This window comes from Streptomyces armeniacus (genome assembly GCF_003355155.1).
In the GTDB taxonomy this organism is placed as follows: Bacteria; Actinomycetota; Actinomycetes; order Streptomycetales; family Streptomycetaceae; genus Streptomyces; species Streptomyces armeniacus.
Genome location: NZ_CP031320.1, coordinates 1,149,210 through 1,173,926 on the forward strand (window position 1 = coordinate 1,149,210; position 24,717 = coordinate 1,173,926).

A 24,717-nucleotide genomic window follows, 5' to 3' on the forward strand; every position below is an offset into this window, starting at 1 on the left:
TCAAGCCCCCTTGGCCGCACTGCGGACCAGGACGAGGCCGCCGTTCGGACCAGGCACCGCGCCCTTGATGAGCAGCAGGCCCTTCTCCGCGTCAACGGCGTGGACGGTCAGGTTCTGGGTGGTGACCCGCTCGTTGCCCATGCGGCCGGCCATCCGGGTGCCCTTGAAGACACGACCCGGGGTCGCGCAGCCGCCGATCGAGCCGGGCTTGCGGTGGATGCGGTGGGCACCGTGCGAAGCCTTGCCGCCCTTGAAGCCGTGGCGCTTCATGCCGCCGGCGAAGCCCTTGCCCTTGCTCTTGCCGGTCACGTCGACCTTGATGCCGGAGTCGAAGACCTCGGCGGTGACTTCCTGGCCGAGCGTGTACTCGCTGGCGTCCGGCGTACGGAGCTCCACGAGGTGGCGGCGCGGGGTGACGTCGGCCTTGGCGAAGTGGCCCTTGAGGGGCTTGTTCACCTTGCGCGGGTCGATCTCGCCGAAGGCGATCTGAACGGCGTCGTAGCCGTCCTTGTCATTGGTGCGCACCTGGGTCACGACACAGGGCCCGGCTTTGACTACGGTCACGGGGACGACACGGTTGTTCTCGTCCCAGACCTGGGTCATGCCGAGCTTCTCGCCCAGGACACCCTTGATCTGCTTAGCCATCTCTACCGCGCCTCTCAGAGCTTGATCTCGATGTCGACGCCGGCCGGAAGGTCCAGGCGCATCAACGAGTCAACGGTCTTGGGGGTCGGGTCGAGGATGTCGATCAGCCGCTTGTGGGTGCGCATCTCGAAGTGCTCGCGCGCGTCCTTGTACTTGTGCGGCGACTTGATGACGCAGTACACGTTCTTCTCTGTGGGCAGCGGCACCGGGCCCGCGACCGACGCACCAGTGCGGGTCACCGTCTCGACGATCTTCTTCGCCGAGTTGTCGATGACCTCGTGGTCGTAGGCCTTGAGCCGGATGCGGATCTTCTGTCCCGCCATGGCTACTTCGTAGTCCTGTCTCTCGTAAACGCCCTGGAACCCGCGGGCGGCTTCTCCGTACGGACCTCCGCACTGACTCGCTCCGACCCACGCGGTCGGGCGTGTCGCATCCCTTCCCGGAGTTCTCCGAGGGAGATTTCCTTTGGAAGGAGACGGGGGAAGAAACCCACCGGTGCCTGGCTGAAGCCCCTCCTGCACTTCCCGGAAGATTCCCGTACTTCCGCCCCTGATGAGGGGCGACGAATACGTTGGGACTCGCTTCCGGTCCTCCCGGCGGGAGGCGCGCAGCATCGGCACTCAACCGAGCAACCTGCACAGTGTGCCATAGCCCGATTGCCCAAGGCCAATCGGGCCTCGGGGCCTGCGCGCGGGGCGGCGTGACGGGCGTACGGACCCTCGTACGAGGATACGCACCCGCTCCCCCGTGGCACGGCGGGGCGCTCCGCCGGCGGGGCACACTACACCGCGCGGGTCCGTGCCCCTCGTACGGGGTGGGGGCTCGTACGCGTGCCCGTACGCGGGCGGGACCGCCGCGGCCGCGCGACCCTTCGGCAGCATCGGCCGATTTGACTTGTTCTACTGCTTTGAGTGCTTTGCCTGTATTAGTCGATACGTCCCGTATCGTGCGGTTGATGGGCGACTGGTGGGCGCGGAACATCATCGAGCCGGGCAAGTTCCCGCTGCTGCTCGCGCTGAGCGCGTTCGTCGTCACCTTCGCGGTCACCCGCCTCGTCACGCGCATGATCCGCGCGGGCAGGGGCCCGTTCCGCAACGTCACGCCCGGCGGCGTACACGTCCACCACGTCGTCCCCGGCATCCTGCTGATGACGGTCGGCGGCTTCACGGCCCTCGCGGGCGGCCGGCACGGCTGGGGCTCGGGCATCGCGGCGGTGCTGTTCGGCGTCGGGACCGGCCTCGTACTGGACGAGTTCGCGCTCGTCCTGCACCTCCACGACGTCTACTGGAGCAAGGAGGGCTCGCAGAGCGTCGAGGTCGTGATCGTCACCGTCGCCCTCACCGGGCTCCTCCTCGGCGGGTTCCTGCCGTTCGGCGTCGACTCGATGAGCGCGGACGAGGAGCAGAACAGACTCAACGCCGTCTCCACCGTCACCGTGAACCTCGCGTTCGTGCTGGTCACGCTGCTCAAGGGGAAGGTGCGGATGGCCGTCCTCGGCGTGCTCGTACCGCCCGTCGCCTTCGTCGGCGCCCTGCGGCTGGCGCGCCCGGCGTCGCCGTGGGCGAAGCGCGCGTACCGCGAACGCCCCCGCGCCCGCGCCCGCGCGACCCTCCGCGCGGCCCGGCACGACCGCCGCTGGAACGGGCTGCGCCGGCGCCTCAACTACCTGATCGGCGGCGCTCCCACCGAATGACGGGCGCCATCCGCCTGCGGGTCACAGCACAAGTACGCCCGGACGTAAGCTTTCGGTGGCGTGACGGTGGGACACGCAACCGCAACCCGAAGTGACGAGGGGTACGCAGCATGGCAGTCGTGAACGTGCGCGCGGATACGGAAGCCGATGACGTACGGCAGCCCCAGTCACCATCCGATGCCCGCCTGCCCGCCCTGGGACAACTTGTCACCGTACGCAACCGCCAGTGGATGGTCACCGAGATAGCCCGCTCGTCAATCGCCGCGGACGACCCTGCCCGCGCGGCCGGCGGTGCAGCTTCCCATATGGTCACGCTGGTCTCAGTCGATGACGACGCCCGTGACGAGGAGCTGCGGGTGGTATGGGAACTGGAGCAGTCGGCGGTAGTACATGACCCTCACGAACTCCCCTCACCCACGAGCGGGTTCGACTCCCCGGACCGCCTCGACGCCTTCCTGGACGCCGTGCGCTGGGGGGCGGTGGCTTCCGCCGACCGCACGGCACTCCAGTCACCCTTCCGCTCAGGTGTGGAGATCCACGAGTACCAGCTGGCCCCGGTCGTACGTGCCCTGTCGATGCCCCGTACGAACCTGTTGATCGCCGACGATGTCGGGCTCGGCAAGACCGTCGAAGCCGGCCTTGTCATGCAGGAACTCATGCTCCGGCACCGCGCGCGCACCATGCTGATCGTCTGCCCTGCTGGCCTTACTCTCCAGTGGCAGGAGGAGATGCGGGACAAATTCGGCTTGGACTTCCGGATCGTCAACAGCACGCTGCTGCGTGAGCTGCGGCGCTCGAGCGGCCGGTACGCCAATCCGTGGACGCACTTCCCCCGCCTGATCGTGTCGGTGGACTGGCTGAAGCGGGAACGACCAATGCGCACGCTCCGCGAGATGCTGCCGCAAGTACCCGAGTATCCCCGTGCGTTCGATCTGCTGGTGGTGGACGAGGTGCACACTTGCGCCCCTACCGGCACCGGTAAGTATGCGGTCGACTCTCAGCGCACCAAGGCCGTGCGCGCCCTGGCGCCGCACTGCGAACACCGACTCTTCCTCTCCGCCACACCGCACAATGGATACCTGGAGTCCTTCACAGCCCTGCTGGAGCTCTTGGACGACCACCGGTTCGCCCGTGGTGTGAAGCCTTCGGAAGAGCAGCTGCGGCGGGTGATGGTGCGCCGTCTGAAGTCGGAGCTGCCGTCGGCCTGGGATGGCTCGCGGCGCTTCCCCGAAAGGGTCCCGCACGCCCTGGAGGTCCAGCATTCCGACTCGGCGCGGGCGGCGTACGGGAAGTTGTGCGCGTACGCGGGTTCCCGGCGGAGCGGCGGGGGCAAGGCCGAGCGGACGGCTTCCGACTTCGTGACATCGCTGCTGAAAAAGCGCTTCCTGTCCTCTCCGATGGCGTTCGCGGAAACCATCGAGGTCCATCTAAAGACGATGACCGCGCGGGACCACGAGCCGGACGATTCGGCGTCAGCGGCCACCCCCAGCGAACGAGTCCTGCTTCCGCTGATCCAGCAGGCCGAGGAGGCATCGGACAGCGACGAGGAGTACGGGGAAGCGGCCGAACGGGCGCTCACCGCCGTACGGCAGACTTCGCGCCCACTGACTGGCGAGGAAAGGGCGCTGCTGCGAGAGCTGTCGGCCTGGGCACGGGAGGCGGGCAAACGTCCGGACGCGAAGTTCACGGCCTTCCGCGGCTGGTTGGACGGGGTCGCCTGCCCGGACGGGCCGGCGCGCGACTGGACACGCGAGCGCGTGATCGTTTTCACCGAGTACCGGGACACTCAGCGCTGGCTCTACGGCCGGCTGATCGCCGCCGGATACCCGAAGGAACGCATCGCCCAGCTCTACGGCGGTCAGCGGCCGGACGAGCGTGAGCACATCAAGACCGTCTTTCAGGAAGACCCGGAACTCTCCGACGTACGTATCCTGCTGGCCACCGACGCCGCCAGCGAGGGCATCAACCTCCAGGCCCACTGCCACCGGCTGCTGCACTGGGAAATCCCCTGGAATCCCAACCGGCTCGAGCAGCGTAACGGCCGAATCGACCGGCACGGGCAGCGAGCGGCGCGCGTGGACGTGCACCACTTCGTACCCCAGGGATGGCAGGGCTTCGCCGCTTCCGGCACGGACTCCGCGCACGCGGACGGCACTCTGGAGGACGAGCTGCACTTCCTCGCCATCGCCGCACGCAAGACCGAACAGATCCGGGAGGATCTGGGCAGTGCCGGCGAGGTCATCGCCGCCCAGGTGGAGCAGAAGATGCTGGGTCGCCGATCGGACTGGACCGCCGCCGATACGGAGATCGCCAAGCGTTCCAGCCGCGAGGTGCTCAAGATCGAACGGGATCTGGCACGGGAACTGGAGAAGCTGGTCGGCGACTTGGCGGGCAGCCGCGCGGCGTTGCATCTCACCCCAGAGACCCTCGAACGAGTGGTGCGTACAGCGTTGCAGCTCGCGCACCGCAAGGACCTCACCCCTGTCCCCGCTCCCGGCACCGCGCCGGAAGCCAGCGCGCGTACGGCCGACTGCATGTCCCGTACCGCCCGCTGCTTCAGGCTGCCCGAACTGCCCGGCGCCTGGGCGCAGGCCCGTAATGAAGGCTTGCGGCACCCGCTCACCGGCACGGAGCGCCCGGTCGTCTTCGACGAGACCGAGGCACGCGGGCGTACGGATGTCGTGCTCCTGCACCTCGGGCACCGGCTCGTGCAGATGTGTCTGCGGCTGCTCCGCGCCGAGCTGTGGTCCGGTGCCCGTGAGGCACGGCTCTCCCGCGTCACCGCGCGCGTGGTCCCCGGTGACGTGCTGCCTGCTCCAGCGGTGGTGGCGCACGGCCGGGTGATCATTTCCGGGAGTGGCGGCGCCCGGCTGCACGAGGAGATCATCACCGCCGGAGGCGTGATCACCGGCGGAGCGCTGGAACAGGCCCGCCAGGCCGACCTGGACGCCTGGCTTGCCGCCGCCACCGAGGAGCTGCCAGGGGAGACGATGCGTGACCAGCTCGCGGCCCTGTGGCCTGGCCTGGAGGATCGGCTCTCGCGTGCTCTGCGCAATCGAGCGCACACCAGGTTCCGCGCTTTGACGACCGTGCTCGGCAAGCGTTGCGAGGAGGAAGTCGAAGGCGTACGGAAGGTTCTGGACGAGCTGGAGAAAGCCATCCGCGCCCGCCTGGACGACCACGGCTATTGGGAACAGGGCTCGCTCTTCGACGTGGACGACGAACGCCGTCAGCTGCGCGCTGACCGTGAAGCGCTGCACGAGCGGCTACGGAACCTGCCCGGCCTGATGGAATCCGAGACCACCGCGCTGCGCCGCCGCTGGGCCGACCCGACACCGCGCTGGTTTCCCGCCGCTGTCACTTTCCTCGTCCCGTCCGCCCTCGCCCGGGGAGACCACCGCTGATGCCGTCTGCCGACCGCACTCACCGTCCGGCCGCACCGGGGATGCCCCCGCGGTCGGCGAAGTCGAGGGGTCACGTGCCCGCCCCGGCGGAGCAGCACGAGGAGTGGCTGCGGCTGCTGCGCCCGGACGGCCCGTTCATCGCCCTCCCGGTGCTCACTGAGACCTTCCCGCAAGGCCTGGACACCGTGCCGGACACCACGCGCGCCCGCATCCGGCAGGCGTGGGCGGAAGTTCAGGAGGACCCCGCGCTGCTCGGCCACGGCTGGGAGCGGTTGGTACTCAGCGAACTGCTGGGCTGGAAGCCCGGGTTGCGCGAGGGCGCCACACTGCCCGAGTCTCTGCGCGCGGGCGCGCACACCCCGCACGCCGTGCTCTTCGGCCCCGCCGCCCCCGGACAGGACGGGCCGTGCCCGCGCGTGCTGTTCTTCCGTATCGGCTGGGGCGAGTCGCTGACACGCGCGAAGGGTGACACTCCCTCCCTGGTGGACCGCGCCGCCGACCTCGCCCGCTGGCGCGAGGTGCCGATTGCGCTGCTGAGCAACGGCCGTGAGTGGGCGCTGGTGCACGCGCGTCCGAAGGAGGCCACCACCGTCGCTGTCTTCGACGCCGACCTGTGGTCGGAGGAGCCGCTGCTGCTGCGGTCATTCGCGAGCCTGCTGCACGCCCGCCGTGCCGCACTGCCGCCGAAGGACGCCGCCGGACAGCACTCCAGCTCCCTCGCCGCCCTCTTCGCCCGGAGCGCCGAGCTTCAATCCGAGGTCACCGACACCCTCGGACGGCAGGTCCGCGAGGCGGTCGCCCTGCTCGTCGCCGAACTGTCCCGCCTGGACCGCGAGTCGGACGGCGCGCTGCTCAACGGAGTCCGCGGCAAGCACGTGTACGAGAGCACGGTCACGGTGATGATGCGGCTCGTCTTCCTGCTGTACGCGGAGGAGCAGCGGCTGCTGCCCGCTGAGGACCGCCTGTACGCGGACTCGTACGCGGTGAGCACGCTGTACGCCGACCTGGACGCCGCCCGCCACCTGTACGGCGATGAGCTGGGCGACCGCCGCGCCGCCGCGTGGCCGCGTCTGCTCGCGCTGTTCGCCGCGATCCACGGCGGCTGCCGCCACGACCAGCTGCGCATCCCCGCGTACGGCGGTTCGCTCTTCGACCCGGCCCGATTCCCGTGGCTGGCCGACGGGAAGGTCACGGACCGCGTGGTTTACGAGATCCTCGACGCGTTGCTGGTCCTCCGCCGTACGCGCGCGGGCGGCGACGAAGCCCTCTCGTACAAGGGCCTGGACGTCGAGCAGATCGGTCATGTCTACGAGGGCCTGCTGGAGTACGCCTGTGAGCGCGCCCTCGATCCGCATGTGGGCGTCGCACTGGGCAGGGACGGCCGGTACGAGGCGGTGCTGCCACTCGCCGAACTGGAGGCGTGGAAGGCCGCGGGGCCGGACACACTGGAGCGAGAGCTGAAGGAGGCCACCGGAGTCACCGCCGTCGGGCAGATCCGGCGCGCGCTGGCGATGGGCGCGGGCGCGGACAAGGGCTCTGGGGCCGGTACGGTCCTCGCCGTAACGGGTGAACTGGACGCCGCCTGCGGCAACGATGAGCAACTCGCCACCCGGGTGGCCCCGTTCACCGGTCTCCTCGATGACGACCTGCGGGGCATGCCGAAGGTATTTCCCGCGGGTTCTGTCGTACTGGTCCGAGCGGGCGACCGCCGAAACACTGGAACCCACTACACGCCCAAGGAGCTGGCCGAGGAAGTCGTCAGCCACACCCTCGCCCCGCTCTGCTTCTCCCCAGGGCCGGCGGAGGGAGCGGAACCGGGGGTGTGGCGCGCGAAGGGGGCGGACGAGCTGCTCCGGCTCCGGGTACTGGACCCCGCGATGGGCTCCGGCGCCTTCCTGGTCTCCACCTGCCGGTACCTCGCCGATCGTGTCGTCGATGCCTGGCTGCGCGACGGCCTGCCCGAAGCCGTAGGACAGGACGTGGGGCGAGACGACCGGGACGAACTGCTGCGCGTGGCCCGCCGCCTGGTCGCCGACCAGTGCCTGTACGGCGTGGACCGGGACCCGATGGCTGTCGAACTGGCCAAACTGTCGCTGTGGCTGGTCACCTTGGCCAAGGGCCGCCCGTTCTCCTTCCTCGACCACGCACTGCGCAGTGGGGATTCGCTGGTGGGCGTCCTGGACGTGGAGCAGATCAAAGCCCTGCACCTGGACGCGGGTGCCCGGCAGCTCAGCGACGACGTGTCGCGTGCACTGGACGTCACTGAGTCGCTGCTGTCGCAGGCGGCCGAGCTGAGGCAGCGGATCGAGGCGACGCCGGTCGTGGATATTCGGGTGGTACAGGACAAGGCCGAACTCCTGCGGGAAGCCGAGTCGTTGTCGGGACGACTCCGGCTCGCGGCGGACGCGGTGGTGGGCGCAGCGCTGGCGGCCGAGGGCATCGACGACGAGGAGGCGGCGGAGCTTTCCGGAGAGGAGAACACGGGCGGCAAGCGCGGAGCGGCGGTGTTCCGTTCGGTGAAGGAAGATGCGAAGGCGGAGGCGTACGAGAACCGGCTGGCGGCGGTCGCGGGTCTGGTGGTGCGTGCGCTGGAGGACGACGATCCGGAGGCTGCGGAGCAGGCCCGGGGCATGGTGGACAGGTGGCTGACGGGCCCCCGGGCCGAGCCGGTACGGCCGTTGCACTGGCCGCTGGAGTTCCCGGAGATCATGGGTGTGGGCGGGACCACGCGGGGCTTCGACGCGGTGGTGGGCAACCCGCCGTTCAGCGGGGGCCAGAAGCTCACCGGAAACCTGGGCCGGGACTACCGCGAGTACCTGGTCAACCGGCTCGGCGGCGGCACGCGCGGCAGCGCGGACCTGTGCGCGTACTTCCTGCTGCGGAACCTGTCGCTGGCTCCGGGACGCCGTACGGGCATCATCGCGACGAACACCATTGCGCAGGGCGACACCCGCGAGGTCGGCCTCGACCAGGCGACCTCGGCGGAGTGGCGGATCTACCGGGCGATCAAGTCCCAGAAGTGGCCGGGCACGGCCGCGTTGGAGGTCTCGCTGGTGTGGCTGGGCGGTCACGCGGGCGAGCAGGAGCGGCTGGTGCTGGACGAGCGGGAGGTACGGGGGATCACGCCCGGCCTCGACCCGCAGTCGCGGGTGAGCGGCAAGCCGTACCGGCTTGCGGCGAACGCTGAGGAGTCGTTCATCGGGTCGTACGTCCTAGGCAAGGGCTTCATCCTCCCGCCGGAGCAGGCACGGGCGCTGATCGAGAAGGACCCGCGCAACAAGGACGTGCTGTTCCCGTACCTCAACGGGGAGGACCTCAACTCGCGGCCGGACTGCTCCGCGAGCCGGTGGGTGATCAATTTCCACGACTGGCCGCTGGAGAAGGCGACGACGTACGAGGACGTGTTCGCGATCGTGGAGCGGGAGGTCAAGCCGGTACGGGCGACGAACCCGAATCGCCAGCGCAGAGAGTTTTGGTGGCGATTCACTCGTCCGACGCTCGATCTCTATGAGGCCATTGCCGACCTTGACCAGGTCATCGTGATCGCCTTGGTGAGCCGCACTGTCATGCCCGCACGAGTACCTGCGAATCAGGTCCTCGCCCATAAGCTATGCGCTTTCACGGCTCAGCAAGCCAGCCAGTTGGCATTGCTGTCAAGCGCAGTGCACTCAGCGTGGGCATGGAGGTACTCCTCAACGATGAAGGCCGACCTCAACTACTCACCGTCCGACGTCTTCGAGACGTTCCCACTTCCTCCGGAAAACGATCGCCTCATGGCAGCCGGGAACACACTGGAGAGAGCCCAGCGCAATGCCATGGCAGCCCGAAATATCGGACTGACCAAGCTCTACAACGCCGTCCACGACAAGTCCGAGCAGGCCGCAGACGTGGCAGCCGTACGCGCGGCGCACGTCGAAGTGGACGAGGCAGTTGCCGAGGCGTACGGCTGGGGCGACCTCGACATGGGGCACGGGTTCCATCCGACCCGTCAGGGCGAGCGGTTCACCATCGAACCCAGCATTCAAACCGAGGTCTTGGACCGGCTGTTGCTACTGAACCACGTGCGCTACAAGGAGGAGCAGGAAGCCGGTTCGCGCACGCCGAAGGCACGGAAGAAGGCTGTCCCGCAACAGAAGGCGAGGGCCGAGGCCGACCCGGAAGAAGGCATCCAGGGCGAGCTGTTCAGTTCGCCCGGCACCAACTCCTGATCGCATCAGGCTCCGCTCTGGTGACGGCTGGGAGCGGAGCGTCTGCTGCTGAGCGGTCAGTTCACGGCCACGTGCGACACGAACCCCGCCCACGCCTCCGGCGTGACGGCCAGCTGCGGCCCATGCTCAGCCTTGGAGTCACGCACGTGTATCGTGCCGGGCGTTGCCGCGACCTCTACGCAGTCAGGTCCGTCGTTACTGCTGAAGCTGCTTTTGACCCACTCCAGCGCCGAGCCGTCTCCGGGGGAAGGCTTGAGCGTCATATCTCTCCCAGCAGTTTCTCGATGTACGCCAACGACTCGCGCGGCGTAAGAGCTTGCGATCGGATGATTCCATACCGCAACTCAAGGATCTGCACTTCCTGGGGCTTGGAGATCAGCCGGCTGGTCAGCTGCACCTCGGAGTGTCCCACCGTCGTTCCGTCGCTGAGCTTCAACAGGCGGATCTCACCCGCCATCCCCGCATGATCGTCACGGTCGTGCGGCATCACCTGGATCTCGACGTGTCGCAACTGGCCGACTTCCAGCAGACGTTCCAACTGTCTGCGGTGCACCACTTGGCCACCGATCGGACGTCGAAGTGTCGCCTCCTCCTGAACGAACGTCAGCGTGGGTGACGGGCGTCGCTCGAAAACCTCTTGCCGCGCCATGCGTGCCGCTACCTGCCGTTCGACCTCATCCTCCGGGTATGCCGGGCGCCGCATCTCAAACAGCGCACGGGTGTGCTCCTCCGTCTGCAACAACCCGTGCATGTTGTGGTTGCCGTAAGCACCAAGCTCAACCGCCTCCCCCTCCAGCTTGGCCAGATCCCGTACCTTCTTCGGGTACCGCGCCTCCGCCACGTCCTTCTTCATCGCGGACAACTTCCCGCCCGCGCCCAGCACGTCGTCCGCGCTGTCCAGGAAGTCCGGTTGCGGGATGCGCTTGCCCGCCTCGACCTTGTAGACCAGGTTCTCGCTGTACCCGATCTGCGAGCCGAACTCCGACTGGCTCAGCCCCGCCTCCGTCCGCCACAGCTTCACCTGGCGGCCGACCATCTCGATCACCGCGCCCGAGTCGTCCCCCGGATCGAGATCCCAGCCCGGCGCGTCCGCGCCGTCCGTCGTGTAGTCCGTGCTGCCGCTCTCGCCGTTCACACCCACCGTGCGCCCACCTCCGACGTGCTGCCCCGACACGTGCCTCGCGTCCACGTCGGCGGGTCACGGCGTACGGCCCGGACCAGCCCGGACACGCACCTGACAGTCACCGTGCGTACGGGAGTCATCACTGGTCAGCCTAGTAACGTTCCGGCCAACGTGAGCAGCATGAAAGAAGAAATCACTCGAACCGAAAATTCCGCAATGGCACGCCGCTTCAGCACGCTGCTCTCCCCCACTCGCCGGGGCGCCTAGGTCGCCCGTCAGCTCGCGGTGGCACAACTCCGTTCCTGGGACGCGCCGTTCGAGACCGCGGCCTACGTCGTAGCGGAACTGGCCGCGAACGCCGTACAGCACGGCCGCGTGCCCGGCCGGGGCTTCCGTCTGGCCCTGGCCCTGACCCCGGGCGACGGCTCTGCCGGTGACTCCACCCTGCGTATCGAGGTGACTGACGCGCGCGCCGAGCGCCTGCCCGGCACCCGCCGACATGCCCCGCACCCGGACGACGAGTCCGGCCGCGGTCTCCTCCTCGTCGGCGCCCTCGCCGATCGCTGGGGCGTCATCCCGGGTCCGGTGCCGGGCAAGACCGTATGGGCGGAACTCGACCTCGCGTCCGTACCCGCGCCTGCCTCCCCGGACAGCCCTTAGAGTGAGGAACGGGACATCCGGCCCCACGTCACAGCTGCCGACGGAAGGAGCGAGCGCCATGACGGTCGCCCCCGACCACACCGCGCATGACGCGCTTCAGTATCAGGCGATGCGGGACATCGTCGAGCGGATACAGGACAGCGTTCCCGGCAAGCTGGAGATCACCAAGGAAGGAATCGCGCACGACATGATGTCCCCGGGGGGCCCGCACGAACTGACGGCGGCGCGCGTCAGCCGTCGGCTGGAAAAGGTGATGCCCGACGGCCTACTGGCGCACACGGGAACTCCCGATGTGGAGGACCCGAAGGAAGGCGTGCTGCGGCACCCGGACGTCATGGTCATCTCCGAGGCGGACATGGAGGTGGAGGGAGCCTTCGATCCCCGGACCGTCATCGCTGTCGTCGAGGTGGTCTCCCGGTCCAATCCGGACAACGACTGGGCGGGGAAGACGCGGGACTATCCGCTGCTCGGCATCCCGGTCTACGTGATCTTCGACCCGCGTACCGCCGAAGGCACCGTACTGACCGACATCCACCCGACGCCGTCGGGCCCCCGGTACGCGACCCGGAAGGACTTCGTGTACGGCGAGGACATCACCATCGGCGAGTGGACGATCTCCACGGAGGATCTGCCCCGTTACGCCCCGTAGTGTCGCGGCAGGAGCCGCCCCTCAGTCAGTGGCCTGCGTGACGGCGAACTCGGTGACGGGCTCCACACGGGCGTGACCGCCCCGTGCCACCACGTCGCCGCGTACCGCCACCTCGTGGCCGCGGTCGTGCGCGACGCTGGCCCGGGAGTAGTCCTGTTCCTCCAGGACCATGCGGTAGCGGCGCGGGCGGCGGTCCCCCTCACCCTCCAGGTTGCCCAGCACGGTGGCCTCACCGGGACCGTGGGTCAGCGCGCGGTCCAGGCGGACGACGTTGCCGTGCACCAGGACGTTCCGGTGGCCCAGCCGTTCCCGCAGATCCTTCGCGCCCGCCTCCAGCGCGACGAACAGCCGGCGGTTCAAATCGACCGGAGGGGTCTTCTGGTCCATGGGGAGATCGCCGGACCAGGCGAACGTGAAGTCGTAGGGCCGCCGTTCGTCCCCTGCGATGCGTACCAGCGCCTCGCAGAGATTCGCGGACAGGCCGGCCGGTGCGAACTCTGCGAAGTGGTCCAGGGTGTCGTCGCGTACGGCCTGCTCTGCCGCCTGGCGGGCGCAGTACACGCCCGCCCACAGGCGGCGGGAGACGAGCCGCTCGGCGGGCTCGGACACGCTGTCCGGACGGCCGTCCAAGGGGAGGAAAGCTGGCGGAGGCGGCTCCGAAAGCGGTGTGTGCGCGGCGATCACGTAACTGCCCACACGCGTCTGGTCCAGCCGTACGGTGGCGACGTGGTCTTTGACCCGCTGGGGCTTCTGGGCGGGCTGGACGGACTGGGGCTCGGCAGCGAACGCGGCGGCGGCCGCAGCGGTCATCACGTCCTTCAGGCCCGCGAGTGCGGGCACCAGATCCACCAGCGGGGCCGTGCCGGACGGGCCAGGCGGGGCCAGGCGCAGGAACTGCCAATCGGCGGATGGGAGGGCCATCTCCCGCAGCAATTGGCCTGGGCTGCGGGCCTCCACCGTGGACAACGTCTCCAGCACGTCGGCGATGCGGGCGGCATAGTCCCGGGTCCGGTCCAGCGGCACCAGCACCTCGTACGGAGGGCCGCCCGCGAACGGGCCGCCCGGGGTCTGGGGGACAGCGAGTGTCCAGAGCTCACCGCGACCGTAGTCACGGTCGTAACTCCAGCCGCGTGACCGCAGGTAACGCAGGACCGCCCGTGGCGACAGCCCGCCTGCCCGCTCGAAGTCGGCGTCCGTGACCGGTGTCATGACGCCACCAGCATTTCCCGGAAATCATCCGTGAACAGGTCGTGCAGGGCGCCGACGGTGAGGAGATTCGTCCGCGGGACGTACACCATGCGGGAACTCTTGTCCGGGCAGTCCGGCTCCTTGTCGTGGAAGCACGCCCAGTAAGCCGCGTGCCGCAGCAGCAAATTCTCGGCGCTGACGTGAACCCATTCCTCCGCTTTGTCCGGCACAACCACCAGGAAGAGGAACCGGGGGAGCTGATAGTCGCGGCCCGCGAGCCAGTTGTAGTTCTTACCCCGGAGCGGATAGTGCCACGTGTCCGGGGGCTGCGCGTGAGACGGCGCCCAGCACTTCACCTGGACGTCGATGGAGGGGTACCGGCGGGTCCCGTGGCGGCCCGGATAGCCCAACTGCCAGTCGACGCCGACGCGGTCGCGGTCCCGGCGACTGGCGTCGAGGTTCGCGACGGCGGCGAGCGCCCTCACGAACTGCTCGCCGAAGTCCCCTTTGTGGCCGTTGTCACCCATGTCCAGGGCGTCAACTGTCCCACCCGCGTGGTGACTTTGATGGGGGATGTCACCCGCCGCACCGTCCGCCACGCGCTCTCCCCCACTTCGCACCTGTGTCCGTTCGATGGCACAGGGTAGTCACAAGATCTCTGACACGGAAGCCCCGTTGGCCCCTTTCCCGGAGCTTCTGCTGCCTAGGGCGGCCACCTTCCGCGGACCGGCCCGACAAAGCGGCGGACGCCATCGACAGGGAACGCCTGACCGATGTCAGTGCGCGGATCTAGGGTGAACGTCGTGACTCAGGAGAGCCTTCCCGCGACAGCGGGCGACAGCCCGGACGGCGGCCCGGAAGACCAGCAGGCGCCGCCGGCCCTCGACGCGGCGACCCCGCAGCAGATCCGCGACGAGCTGGCCGAGCTCGTCGTCACAGACCTGCTCGGACCAATCGGTGGCCAGGACGAGGAGCTCGACGGCAATCCCATCGACCACTACCTCATCGGCAGGCTCGCCCCGGCCGGGATTACCGTCGACGGCATGCTCAAGCTCGGCGGCATGCCCGTCGATCCTGGCACCTTCGACGAGAAGACGATCGCCGGAGTGCCCGACGCAGAGGAGGGTGATCGCGACACAGATGCACCGAACATCCCCAGCCTCCAGCCGTCTTCACTCGGCTTCACCGCCCGGGTGGACGGCTCGGTGGACGAGCTGCGGCTGCACTGCTCCTGGGCACGGTATCTGGCGGGACATTCCAGCGACCGGGAGCGCACCGACCGCGTCTGGCACCGGTCGGCGTTCGCTGACACGGTCACTGTCTGCCTTCAAGAGGGAGAGATCGCCCCCGAGCCGGTCCTGCCACACGAGTTTCCCGACGTCGTCGTGCGCGGCCGGGCCCGTCGGCATGACGGCGACTGGCTGGTGTCCCTGTTCCTGGTGAACGGCCAGGCCCAGGGAGAGCGGCGGAGTGCGCATAACTGGCTGTTCCAGACCGTCCTCACTGCTAGCGGTCCAGACGGCACCGCCCCGTTCCTGCCCCGAAGAGCGCCGGACACGGCTGGTGGCGACGCCGCCGAGCGCACCGAACGGCGGTCCCTGGCGATGGCCCACCGCTTCCATCCGGAATTCGCCGTCGGGCACGGCACCGGGGTGCGCTCGGAGCCAAGTCCCGGCGATCCGTTGCGCGCCGCACAGATCACGACCACGGCCGCGCCGTCGTACGAGATCCCGCACACCGACGTGCCCGATCCGCTCGGCGAGCACGACGCGGATCTCGCGGAGTTGCGTGACCTGGTGCTCGACATGCGGGAGCTCGCCAGTCTGGAGCCGACGGCTCTGCGCACGGCGCTGCTGCCGCTCGTCGAGGGCTACCGTGCGTGGATCGAGCGCACGGCACAGTCGATTGACGAGCCGGGCACCCGCCTGGACGGGTACGAAGCGGAGGCGCGCGACAATCTGCGGCGAGCGGGCGAAACCGCCGACCGCATCCAGGCGGGTGTTGAGCTGCTGACGGAAGAGGCGGCCCTGGAGGCATTCCGGTTCGCCAATGAGGCCATGTGGCAGCAGCGAGTCCACACTCTCGCCAGTGCCCACCGCCGCAGCGATCAGGAACTTTCGCTTGCTGCGGCGGTGGAGGCAGTAGACCTGCCCCGCAACCGTAGCTGGCGGCCGTTCCAGCTCGCCTTCCTGCTCCTCAACCTCCCTTCCCTGGCCGATCCCTCGCACCCCGAGCGGTCCGATGACGCAGCAGCGCTCGCTGACCTGCTGTGGTTTCCCACCGGTGGCGGCAAGACGGAGGCGTATCTCGGTCTCACCGCCTTCACATTGGCCATCCGGCGCCGTCTACGCGGACTTGGCGGGCTCAACAGCGAGTCCGGGGTCGCCGTGCTGATGCGCTACACGCTGCGGCTGCTGACGATTCAGCAGTTCCAACGCGCGGCAGCGCTGATCTGCGCCTGCGAGACGATTCGCCGGTCCGACCCGATCCGGTGGGGCGAGGTGCCCTTCCGTATCGGTCTGTGGGTCGGCGGCAGTGTCACGCCGAACTCCACCGACCAGGCACACGGCTGGCTGAAGGACCTCCGCAAGGACAGGGGCCGCGGCAGACGGCGCGGTCGCTCGGGTTCCCCGCATCAGCTGACGAGTTGCCCATGGTGCGGCACCAAGCTCGACGCCGGACGGGACATCAGTGTGGACACCACAGCGCGCCGGACATTCATCGTCTGTCCGGACGTGTTCTCGTGCCCCTTCGGAATGGGCGCACTCGAGGCCGCTTCGGACGAGCGTGGACTGCCTGTTCTGGTGGTCGATGAGGAGATCTACCGGCTGCCGCCCAGCCTGGTCATCGCCACAGTCGACAAATTCGCCCAGCTGCCCTGGAAGGGCGAGACGCAGACGCTCTTCGGCAGAGTGGCCAAGTGCTGCACCAGGCACGGCTACGTCACGGCGGATGCTGTGGACAGCGAGTGGGAACGGCCGAGCCACCCCGCACAGCACGGCCACCCTGCGGCCCGCACACTCGACGTGCAGAGGGTACGGCCACCGGACCTCATCGTGCAGGACGAGCTGCATCTCATCTCAGGGCCGCTCGGCTCTCTCACCGGGCTGTACGAAGCGGCTGTCGACCGGCTCTCGACGTGGGACATCCAGCCCGGCCAGGCCGTCCGGCCAAAGGTCATCGCGTCCACCGCCACGGTGCGCCGTGCGGAGCGGCAGATCAAGGACCTGTTCGGCCGCCGGACTGCCGTGTTTCCACCACCTGGTCTGACCATGGACGACAACTTCTTCGCGCGGCGCAGAAGTACGGGTGTCAAGCCAGGCCGCCGGTACGTGGGCATCTGCGCCCAGGGGGTGCGCACCAAGTCGGTGGCCATCCGGGTCTACGTGGCGCAGCTCGCCGCCGCCAAACTCCTCCACGAGCGGTACGGACAGGGTGAGCTCACCGATCCGTACATGACCCTCGTCGGCTACTTCAATAGCCTGCGGGACCTGGGCGGCATGCGCAGGCTGGTGGAGGACGACGTCTCCACCAGGCTTGCCCGGGTGGACCGGCGGGGACTGGCCACCCGGTTCCTGGGGGAGCCCGCCGAGCTGACCTCCCGTATGTCCTCGGATGCCATCCCTGACATCCTGGAGAAACTCGACCTGAAGTTCGCCGGGCGGAAGAAGGGATCACCTCGACCGATCGACGTACTGCTGGCCACGAACATGATCGCCGTGGGAGTGGACGTCTCTCGGCTCGGGGCGATGGTCGTCAGCAACCAGCCCAAGTCCACCGCCGAGTACATCCAGGCCACGAGCCGGGTCGGCCGGCAGGCTCCGGGGCTGGTCTTCACCGTGCTCAACTGGGCTCGCCCCCGCGACCTCTCGCACTACGAGACGTTCGAGTCGTTCCACGCCACGATTTACCAGCATGTGGAAGCCCTGTCCGTCACTCCGTTCGCTGAACGAGCCGTCGACCGAGGGCTGACGGGCGTGCTGGCAGCGCTCGTCCGCGACCTCAAACAGGAGTTCAACGCCAACCGAGGGGCCCAGTTCTTCGACACCCGTGGAGAGCTCGCCGACCACGTCGTGCGATATCTCCAGCGTCGTGCGGGGTCCGTCACCGAAGACTCCAAGGTCAGTCAGGAGATCGGCAGATTGCTCGGGCAACGTCTCGATTACTGGGAGCAGCGGCGCAAGGCTCCGGGAACGATCCTCGGCTACCGGACTGCCCGGCGACAGGGAGACGTCACTCCCTTGCTGAAGGACCCGGACGGTACCCGCTGGCAACTCATGACCTGTCCCACTTCGCTCCGTGAAGTCGAGCCGCCCGTCCGCTTGATGTTCGTCGGTGACAACGGACAAGACGTGTCCGATGAGCCGTCGTTCGTGCCCCGCCCGCAGTCCGACTCTCCCGACGATGCCGCTCAGGAGCAGTCGTGACCACCCCGGCCAATGGACCACTGCGCGTGGGCGAACTCCGCCCGAGCCAGCTTCTGCACACCTATGGTGTCGGGTCCGTCATCGACCTGCCGAATCTCTCCACCATGGTTCTCGGCCTCGATCACTGGGAGCTGGAACGGGCGACTCCGCTGGCCGAGGACCGGTTGCTGGCAGCTGTTCGCAGGCGGCTCGGTAGTCAAGTCAGCACCTTGCGCACGCCGCCGTATCTGCTGGAGACCACGGACCCGTTCGGGGACTGGTCGCGGGTCGGCGTGCCGGTCGCACTCTTCCCCCGCTGGCTTCGCTGCTCGCGCGAGCAGTGCAACCAGCTCGCTCCCGCCTCTTCGGGCTTGTTCGAGCTGGAGGAGCACTTCTTCCGGCCCGAACGGATCCGCTACGTACACAACTGTTTCGGAGTGGGACGCCGCAGGCCCACTGCCGTCCCCGCCCGTTTTCTCCTCGCCTGCCGCGATGGGCACATGGACGACTTTCCCTGGCAGTACTTCGTCCACCGCGGCGCCCAGCCGCAGGACGATTGCACCCTCACGCTGGCTGAACGAGGCACCACCGGCGAGGCCGCCAACGTGTTCGTACGGTGCTCCTGCGACAACGTCAGCGCGCGTTCCATGGTCGAGGCCATGGGGAAACGCGGTGAGGAGGAGTTGCCCGCGTGCCGGGGTCACCATCCGCACCTGGGCACCTTCGCGCGCTGCGACCAACAGGTCCGTACGATCGCTCTCGGCGCCACCAACAGTTGGTTCGCCTCACAACTGCGCGTCTTCAGTCTCCCCCGCGCCGAGGAGCCGCTCAGTCAGGCCGTACGGGAGCACTGGCGCTCGCTGGAGCCGCTTGCCGCCGTCCCCGCCGAAGCTGCAAAGATGCTGCTGCCGACGCAGGCCTGCTGGCCGGACCTGGAGCAGTTCGGCGTCGACCCGGTGTGGGAAGCGATCGCCGACGAAGCCGCTGCCCAACTGCCGGCGAACGCGGCAAGCCCCGACGACCAGGCCACGGAAGATGAAGAGTTCGACCTGGCGACGCCCGAGTGGCGGGCTTTCACCGCACCGCGCAGGTACGAGCTGCCCGACTTCACCACAGAGCACGGAGGGGTCCCCGGGACGGCTTCGAGCTGGCTGGAGCGGGTGGTGCTGGTCCACCGGCTCCGCGAAGTGTCCGCACTCACGGGGTTCACTCGCATTGATGCACCGGAATGGATGCCACAGGAGGAAGACCCGGCTGTCCAAGCAGCATCTCTGACCAGAGAACCACCCGCCTGGGTGCCGTGTGCCGAACTGCGCGGGGAGGGCGTCTTCCTCGCCTTCCGGGAGGACAAGATCGCGGAGTGGGAGAAACGCACCGACGTGGTGAGCCGCGAGCGGGTGTTGAATCAGGCACACCGACGCTGGTGTCAGGCACGCGGCACCGATCCGCAGTGGCCCGGCATTCGGTACGTGCTGCTCCACACGTTCGCCCACGCGCTCATCCGCCAGTTCGCTCTGGAATGCGGGTACGGCGCCTCTGGTATTGCGGAACGCATCTATGCCCGCTCCGGAAAGGAGCCCATGGCAGGCGTGCTTCTCTACACTGCGGCGCCGGACAGCGAAGGCACCCTCGGTGGCCTGGTTTCGCTCGGTCGTAAGGCCCGGCTGGGCCCTGCTGTCACTCAAGCGGTCGACGAGGCCCGGTTGTGCAGCTCTGATCCGATGTGCGCCGAGCATGAGCCACGCGTCCACGGGCGTCTGCACGGCGCGGCCTGCCATGCCTGTCTGTTCGCTGCCGAGACTTCGTGCGAACGGGGGAATCACTTCCTGGACCGAGCACTGCTCGTCCCGACCATCGCGGGCGACCTCAGTGCGTTCCTGTCTTGAACTGGCGGACCAGCGCCAACGACGTTCGACTGAAGAGCCGACAGCGGGGCGGAAGCTGCGGCGCTCCCACCGAATGACCGCGCATCTCGGTCTTTTTGCCGCGGCGCCACGGCAGAAATCCGCCGGGACGCTCGCACCACCCCGTATTTCTCCCTATGTTGGCGGACGGCCCGCCGTCGCGCGCGCGTCTCGCGCGCCCGGCGCTCGCTGCCAACTGCCGCCCCCCAGTGGAGAGATGTGCCGCAACGTGACCAATGCGCAGCCGAACACCGGGACCAACACCGAGGACTTGCTGGGAGCACGCCGTACCGTCCAGACGTCGATCGGCGAGCTGGGCTGCTACGAGCGCGGGGCGGGGCCGACCCTCGTCTTCCTGCACGGAGTCCTCGTCAACGCGGACCTGTGGACCAGGACCGTGCCCCTGCTCGCCGACACGCACCGCTGCGTCACGCTGGAACTCCCGCTGGGCGCGCACACCACGCCCGCGCCGCCTGAGGCCGATCTGACGCCGGACGGCATAGCGGCCGCCGTGACGGAGGCCCTGCGGGACCGCGCCCCCGAGGGCTGCGTACTGGTCGGGAACGACGCCGGCGGGGTGTTCGCGCAGCTGGTCGCCACCAGCTCGCCCGACCTGCTCCGGGGCCTCGTACTGACCTCCTGCGAGACGTACGACAACTACCTCCCCCGTGCCCTGCGCCACGCGCAGCTCGCGGCGCGCGTACCGGGCGGCGTGTGGCTCATGGTGCAGGCGCTCCGGCTGCGCGCCCTGCGCCGACTGCCCCTCGCCTGCGGCTGGCTGACGAAGCACCCGCTGGCGCCCGAGCTGCGGCAGTCGTTCCTGGAGCCCGCCCGCGGCGACGCCGGGGTCCGCCGCGACCTGGGGAAGTTCCTGCGCGGGGTGTCCAAGCGCTACACCCGGCAGACGGCCCGCGAGCTGCGCGAGTTCAAGCAGCCCACGCTCTTCCCGTGGGCCGACACGACCCGGATCTTCCCGGTCGCGCACGCGCACCGGCTCGCCGCCGCCATGCCGGACGCGCGCGTACGGCCGATCGCGGACAGCTACGCCCTCGTGCCGCTGGACCAGCCGGAGCCGCTGGCGCGGGAGATCCGCTCGTACGTCGGCAGGCGCATCCGTCCCGCGCTCTGACGGCCCCGCCACGGGCACCGCACGGCACCGGAGCACGAGCCCCGCACAGACCCCGTACGGGCCCGCCCGCGGCGCGCGGAAGGGCCCGTACGACCGAGGTCGTACGGGCCCTTCCGGACAGCTGAGCGGAGTGCGCTCGTCAGGTACCGCCAGTCACTTGTTGATCTTGGTGACCTGGCCGGCGCCCACGGTCCGGCCACCCTCGCGGATGGCGAACTTCAGGCCCTCTTCCATCGCGACGGGCTGGATGAGCTGCACGCTCATCTCGGTGTTGTCGCCCGGCATGACCATCTCGGTGCCCTCGGGGAGGGTCACGACGCCGGTCACGTCCGTCGTACGGAAGTAGAACTGCGGGCGGTAGTTGTTGAAGAAGGGGGTGTGACGGCCACCCTCGTCCTTCGACAGGATGTACGCCTGCGCCTCGAACTCCGTGTGCGGGGTGACCGAGCCCGGCTTGATGATGACCTGGCCGCGCTCGACGTCCTCGCGCTTGATGCCGCGGAGCAGCAGACCGACGTTCTCACCGGCCTGGCCCTCGTCCAGCAGCTTCCGGAACATCTCGATACCGGTGACCGTGGTGGACGTCTTGGTGTCCTTGATCCCGATGATGTCGACGTTCTCGTTGACCTTGAGCACGCCGCGCTCGATACGGCCGGTGACGACCGTACCGCGACCGGTGATCGTGAAGACGTCCTCGATCGGCATCAGGAACGGCTTCTCGACGTCGCGCTCCGGCTGCGGGATGGCCTCGTCGACGGCGGACATGAGCTTGACGATCTGGTCGCCCCACTCCTTGTCGCCCTCCAGCGCCTTGAGCGCGGAGACCTTCACGACGGGGACATCGTCGCCCGGGAACTCGTACTCCGAGAGAAGCTCACGGACCTCGAGCTCGACGAGCTCCATGATCTCCTCGTCGTCCACCATGTCGGCCTTGTTCAGCGCGACGACGATGTACGGGACGCCGACCTGGCGGGCCAGGAGCACGTGCTCCTTGGTCTGCGGCATCGGGCCGTCGGTGGCGGCGACCACGAGGATGGCGCCGTCCATCTGGGCAGCACCGGTGATCATGTTCTTGATGTAGTCCGCGTGACCCGGGCAGTCGACGTGGGCGTAGTGACGGTTCTCCGTCTGGTACTCGACGTGCGCGATGGAGATGGTGATACCGCGCTGGCGCTCTTCCGGCGCCTTGTCGATGTTCTCGAAGGCCGAAGCCTCGTTCAGGTCGGGGTACGCGTCGTGCAGCACCTTGGTGATCGCCGCGGTAAGAGTGGTCTTACCGTGGTCGATGTGACCGATGGTGCCGATGTTGACGTGCGGCTTAGTCCGCTCGAACTTCGCCTTCGCCACTGGGGTCCTCCTGTGGACTGGTGCTGTACGCCCGCCGCTGACTGCGGGGGGTGTTCAGATGGTCGTAGAACCGGTCAGGACCCCGAGGGGACTCCCTTGACCGTTTCGTCTTGTGGGGCGGCGGCCAGGGCACCGGCACAGATCGCTGGGTGATCTGTGCCGGATGCCCCGAATGCCGTTGCTCCAGCCTAATGGGTGCGCAACGCCCGTGAATCCGGTGTTACTCGCCCTTGGCCTTCGCGATGATCTCCTCGGCGACGCTCCGGGGAACCTCGGCGTAGGAGTCGAACTGCATCGAGTAGCTTGCGCGACCAGAGGTCTTGCTGCGCAGGTCACCGACGTAACCGAACATCTCCGAGAGCGGCACCAGACCCTTGACGAGCTTGGCGGCTCCCCGGTCCTCCATGGCCTGTACCTGGCCACGACGGGAGTTGATGTCGCCGATCACTTCGCCCATGTAGTCCTCGGGCGTGGTGACGTCGACGGCCATCATCGGCTCGAGGAGTGCCGGACTGGCCCTCCGCGCGGCCTCCTTGAAGGCCATCGAACCGGCGATCTTGAACGCCATCTCGGACGAGTCCACGTCGTGGAAAGCGCCGTCCAGCAGCGTCACCCGTACGCCGGTGAGCGGGTAGCCCGCCAGCACGCCGAACTCCATGGCGTCCTGGCAGCCCGCGTCCACGGACGGGATGTACTCCCGCGGGATGCGGCCACCCGTGACCTTGTTGACGAACTCGTAGCCGTCGCCTTCGAGCGGCTCGACCTCGATCTGCACCTTCGCGAACTGACCCGAACCGCCGGTCTGCTTCTTGTGCGTGTAGTCGACCTTGTCGACCTTCTTGCGCAGCGTCTCGCGGTAAGCCACCTGCGGCTTGCCGACGTTCGCCTCGACCTTGAACTCGCGCTTCATACGGTCGACCAGCACGTCGAGGTGCAGCTCGCCCATACCCGCGATGATGGTCTGGCCGGTCTCCTCGTTCGTCTTGACCTGGAAGGACGGGTCCTCCTCGGCCAGCCGCTGGATCGCGACACCCAGCTTCTCCTGGTCGCCCTTGGACTTCGGCTCGATGGCGACCTCGATCACCGGGGCCGGGAACTCCATGGACTCGAGGATCACCGGGTTCGACGCGTCGCAGAGCGTCTCGCCGGTGGTGGTCTGCTTGAGACCCATGACGGCGACGATGTCGCCGGCACCCACCGACTCGATCTCCTCACGCTTGTTCGAGTGCATGCGGTAGATCTTGCCGATGCGCTCCTTCTTGCCCTTCACCGAGTTCAGCACCTGGGTGCCGGTGAGGAGCTTGCCCGAGTAGACCCGGATGAAGGTGAGCTTGCCGAGGTGCGGGTCGCTCGCGATCTTGAACGCCAGGGCGGCCAGCGGCTCGTCCTCCGAGGGCTTCCGCTTCAGGATCTCCTCGGAGTCCTTCACGGAGTGGCCCTCGACGGCCTCGACGTCGAGCGGCGACGGAAGGTACCGCACGACGGCGTCGAGCAGCGGCTGCACGCCCTTGTTCTTGAACGCGGTGCCACAGAACACCGGGGTGACGGTGGTGGTGCCCTCAACGCCCGTGGAGGCGAGGGTGATACGGCGGATCGCCGCCATGAGCTGGTCCTCGGTGGGCTCCTGGCCCTCGAGGTACAGCTCCATCATCTCCTCGTCGTTCTCCGCCACGGCCTCGAGCAGCTTGCCGCGCCACTCGTCGGCGGCCTCGGCGTGGGTGTCCGGGATGTCGACGGTGTCGTACATCTCGCCCAGCTTGGCCTCGGCGGACCAGACCAGCGCCTTCATACGGACGAGGTCGACCACGCCCCTGAAGTCCATCTCGGTGCCGATCGGCAGCTGCATGACCAGCGGCACCGCGCCCAGGCGGTCCTCGATCATGTCAACGCAGCGGTGGAACTCGGCGCCCGTACGGTCCAGCTTGTTGACGAAGCAGATGCGCGGCACGCCGTAGCGGTCCGCCTGCCGCCATACGGTCTCGGACTGGGGCTCGACGCCGGCCACACCGTCGAACACGGTCACGGCACCATCGAGGACACGCAGCGAACGCTCCACCTCGACGGTGAAGTCGACGTGGCCCGGAGTGTCGATGATGTTGATCGTGTGATCGACGTCGTTGAGCGGCCAGTGGCAGGTCGTCGCGGCAGACGTGATGGTGATGCCGCGCTCCTGCTCCTGCTCCATCCAGTCCATCGTGGCAGCGCCGTCGTGGACCTCACCGATCTTGTAGCTGACACCGGTGTAGTACAGGATCCGCTCGGTGGTCGTCGTCTTGCCCGCGTCGATGTGAGCCATGATCCCGATGTTGCGGACCTTGGCCAGGTCAAGTGAAGTGGTAGCCATAAGGCTTCAGTCTTCTC

At 68.3% G+C, this 24,717-nt stretch carries 16 protein-coding genes; 8 read left to right on the forward strand and 8 right to left on the reverse strand.

Annotated features, from left to right (window positions below; genetic code table 11):
* Positions 1-645 carry a 50S ribosomal protein L3 gene (rplC, locus tag DVA86_RS04990; RefSeq protein ID WP_208876113.1) on the reverse strand — a complete coding sequence of 215 codons (645 nt, stop codon included), beginning with the start codon at positions 643-645 and terminating at the stop codon, positions 1-3.
* 14 nt (positions 646-659) lie between these two features.
* The gene (gene rpsJ / locus DVA86_RS04995) at positions 660-968 is read right to left on the reverse strand and encodes a 30S ribosomal protein S10 (RefSeq protein ID WP_016909683.1); all 309 of its coding nucleotides are present in this window, start codon (positions 966-968) and stop codon (positions 660-662) included.
* A gap of 632 nt (positions 969-1,600) precedes the next feature.
* On the opposite strand from rpsJ, the gene DVA86_RS05000 reads away from it, so the two are divergent.
* The 3 genes from DVA86_RS05000 (at position 1,601) to DVA86_RS05010 (ending at position 9,950) form a co-directional block, all read left to right on the forward strand.
* Positions 1,601-2,338: a hypothetical protein gene (locus tag DVA86_RS05000; RefSeq protein ID WP_208876115.1), complete on the forward strand. Its 738-nt coding sequence runs from the start codon at positions 1,601-1,603 to the stop codon at positions 2,336-2,338.
* Between the two features lie 110 nt (positions 2,339-2,448).
* Positions 2,449-5,742, forward strand: a complete 3,294-nt coding sequence (gene drmD / locus DVA86_RS05005; protein ID WP_208876116.1) for a DISARM system SNF2-like helicase DrmD — start codon at positions 2,449-2,451, stop codon at positions 5,740-5,742.
* 74 nt (positions 5,743-5,816) lie between these two features.
* Positions 5,817-9,950 (forward strand): Eco57I restriction-modification methylase domain-containing protein, encoded by a 4,134-nt coding sequence (locus DVA86_RS05010; protein WP_208876118.1) that lies wholly within the window; start codon positions 5,817-5,819, stop codon positions 9,948-9,950.
* Between the two features lie 56 nt (positions 9,951-10,006).
* On the opposite strand, the gene DVA86_RS05015 is transcribed toward DVA86_RS05010, so the two are convergent.
* On the reverse strand, positions 10,007-10,213 hold the full coding sequence (locus DVA86_RS05015; protein ID WP_208876120.1) for a DUF397 domain-containing protein: 207 nt from the start codon (positions 10,211-10,213) through the stop codon (positions 10,007-10,009).
* Complete coding sequence (locus DVA86_RS05020) at positions 10,210-10,986, reverse strand: helix-turn-helix domain-containing protein (protein WP_208884396.1); 777 nt, start codon at positions 10,984-10,986, stop codon at positions 10,210-10,212. The genes DVA86_RS05015 and DVA86_RS05020 overlap by 4 nt, the downstream gene beginning before the upstream one ends.
* Positions 10,987-11,358: 372 nt before the next feature.
* Between DVA86_RS05020 and DVA86_RS05025 the strand changes: the two genes are divergently transcribed.
* Positions 11,359-11,733 (forward strand): ATP-binding protein, encoded by a 375-nt coding sequence (locus tag DVA86_RS05025; protein WP_245996346.1) that lies wholly within the window; start codon positions 11,359-11,361, stop codon positions 11,731-11,733.
* A 58-nt stretch (positions 11,734-11,791) separates the two neighbouring features.
* The gene (locus DVA86_RS05030) at positions 11,792-12,382 is read left to right on the forward strand and encodes a Uma2 family endonuclease (RefSeq protein ID WP_208876122.1); all 591 of its coding nucleotides are present in this window, start codon (positions 11,792-11,794) and stop codon (positions 12,380-12,382) included.
* Positions 12,383-12,403: 21 nt separating this feature from the next.
* Here the strand turns inward: DVA86_RS05030 and DVA86_RS05035 are convergent, their stop codons facing one another.
* Together DVA86_RS05035 and DVA86_RS05040 are read right to left on the reverse strand one after the other, a co-directional pair.
* Positions 12,404-13,591 (reverse strand): hypothetical protein, encoded by a 1,188-nt coding sequence (locus DVA86_RS05035; RefSeq protein WP_208876124.1) that lies wholly within the window; start codon positions 13,589-13,591, stop codon positions 12,404-12,406.
* A complete protein-coding gene (locus DVA86_RS05040) occupies positions 13,588-14,169 on the reverse strand; it encodes a DUF4365 domain-containing protein (protein WP_245996347.1) in 582 nt (193 codons plus the stop codon). Before DVA86_RS05040 ends, DVA86_RS05035 begins: the two co-directional genes overlap by 4 nt.
* 204 nt (positions 14,170-14,373) lie before the next feature.
* On the opposite strand from DVA86_RS05040, the gene drmA reads away from it, so the two are divergent.
* The 3 genes from drmA to DVA86_RS35910 all read left to right on the forward strand — a co-directional run bounded on the left by drmA (position 14,374) and on the right by DVA86_RS35910 (position 21,009).
* Positions 14,374-17,997, forward strand: a complete 3,624-nt coding sequence (gene drmA, locus DVA86_RS05045; protein ID WP_208876126.1) for a DISARM system helicase DrmA — start codon at positions 14,374-14,376, stop codon at positions 17,995-17,997.
* Positions 17,994-19,862, forward strand: coding sequence for a DUF1998 domain-containing protein (gene drmB / locus DVA86_RS05050; RefSeq protein WP_222623289.1), 1,869 nt, complete (start codon positions 17,994-17,996; stop codon positions 19,860-19,862). Before drmA ends, drmB begins: the two co-directional genes overlap by 4 nt.
* Positions 19,863-20,109: 247 nt before the next feature.
* A complete protein-coding gene (locus tag DVA86_RS35910) occupies positions 20,110-21,009 on the forward strand; it encodes an alpha/beta fold hydrolase (protein ID WP_208876128.1) in 900 nt (299 codons plus the stop codon).
* 153 nt (positions 21,010-21,162) lie between these two features.
* Here DVA86_RS35910 and tuf read toward each other — a convergent pair whose 3' ends face one another.
* Both tuf and fusA read right to left on the reverse strand, forming a co-directional pair.
* On the reverse strand, positions 21,163-22,356 hold the full coding sequence (gene tuf, locus DVA86_RS05060; protein WP_208876130.1) for an elongation factor Tu: 1,194 nt from the start codon (positions 22,354-22,356) through the stop codon (positions 21,163-21,165).
* A gap of 220 nt (positions 22,357-22,576) precedes the next feature.
* A complete protein-coding gene (gene fusA, locus DVA86_RS05065; RefSeq protein ID WP_208876131.1) occupies positions 22,577-24,700 on the reverse strand; it encodes an elongation factor G in 2,124 nt (707 codons plus the stop codon).
* Positions 24,701-24,717 lie beyond the last annotated feature (17 nt).

Excerpts from the sequence above, each read along its gene's own strand:
- drmD (WP_208876116.1), top strand. The coding sequence starts at position 2,449 with ATGGCAGTCGTGAACGTGCGCGCGGATACGGAAGCCGATGACGTACGG.
- DVA86_RS05035 (WP_208876124.1), bottom strand. The coding sequence starts at position 13,591 with ATGACACCGGTCACGGACGCCGACTTCGAGCGGGCAGGCGGGCTGTCG.
- DVA86_RS05000 (WP_208876115.1), top strand. The coding sequence starts at position 1,601 with ATGGGCGACTGGTGGGCGCGGAACATCATCGAGCCGGGCAAGTTCCCG.
- rpsJ (WP_016909683.1), bottom strand. The coding sequence starts at position 968 with ATGGCGGGACAGAAGATCCGCATCCGGCTCAAGGCCTACGACCACGAG.
- fusA (WP_208876131.1), bottom strand. The coding sequence starts at position 24,700 with ATGGCTACCACTTCACTTGACCTGGCCAAGGTCCGCAACATCGGGATC.
- DVA86_RS05020 (WP_208884396.1), bottom strand. The coding sequence starts at position 10,986 with ATGGTCGGCCGCCAGGTGAAGCTGTGGCGGACGGAGGCGGGGCTGAGC.
- DVA86_RS05030 (WP_208876122.1), top strand. The coding sequence starts at position 11,792 with ATGACGGTCGCCCCCGACCACACCGCGCATGACGCGCTTCAGTATCAG.
- DVA86_RS05015 (WP_208876120.1), bottom strand. The coding sequence starts at position 10,213 with ATGACGCTCAAGCCTTCCCCCGGAGACGGCTCGGCGCTGGAGTGGGTC.
- rplC (WP_208876113.1), bottom strand. The coding sequence starts at position 645 with ATGGCTAAGCAGATCAAGGGTGTCCTGGGCGAGAAGCTCGGCATGACC.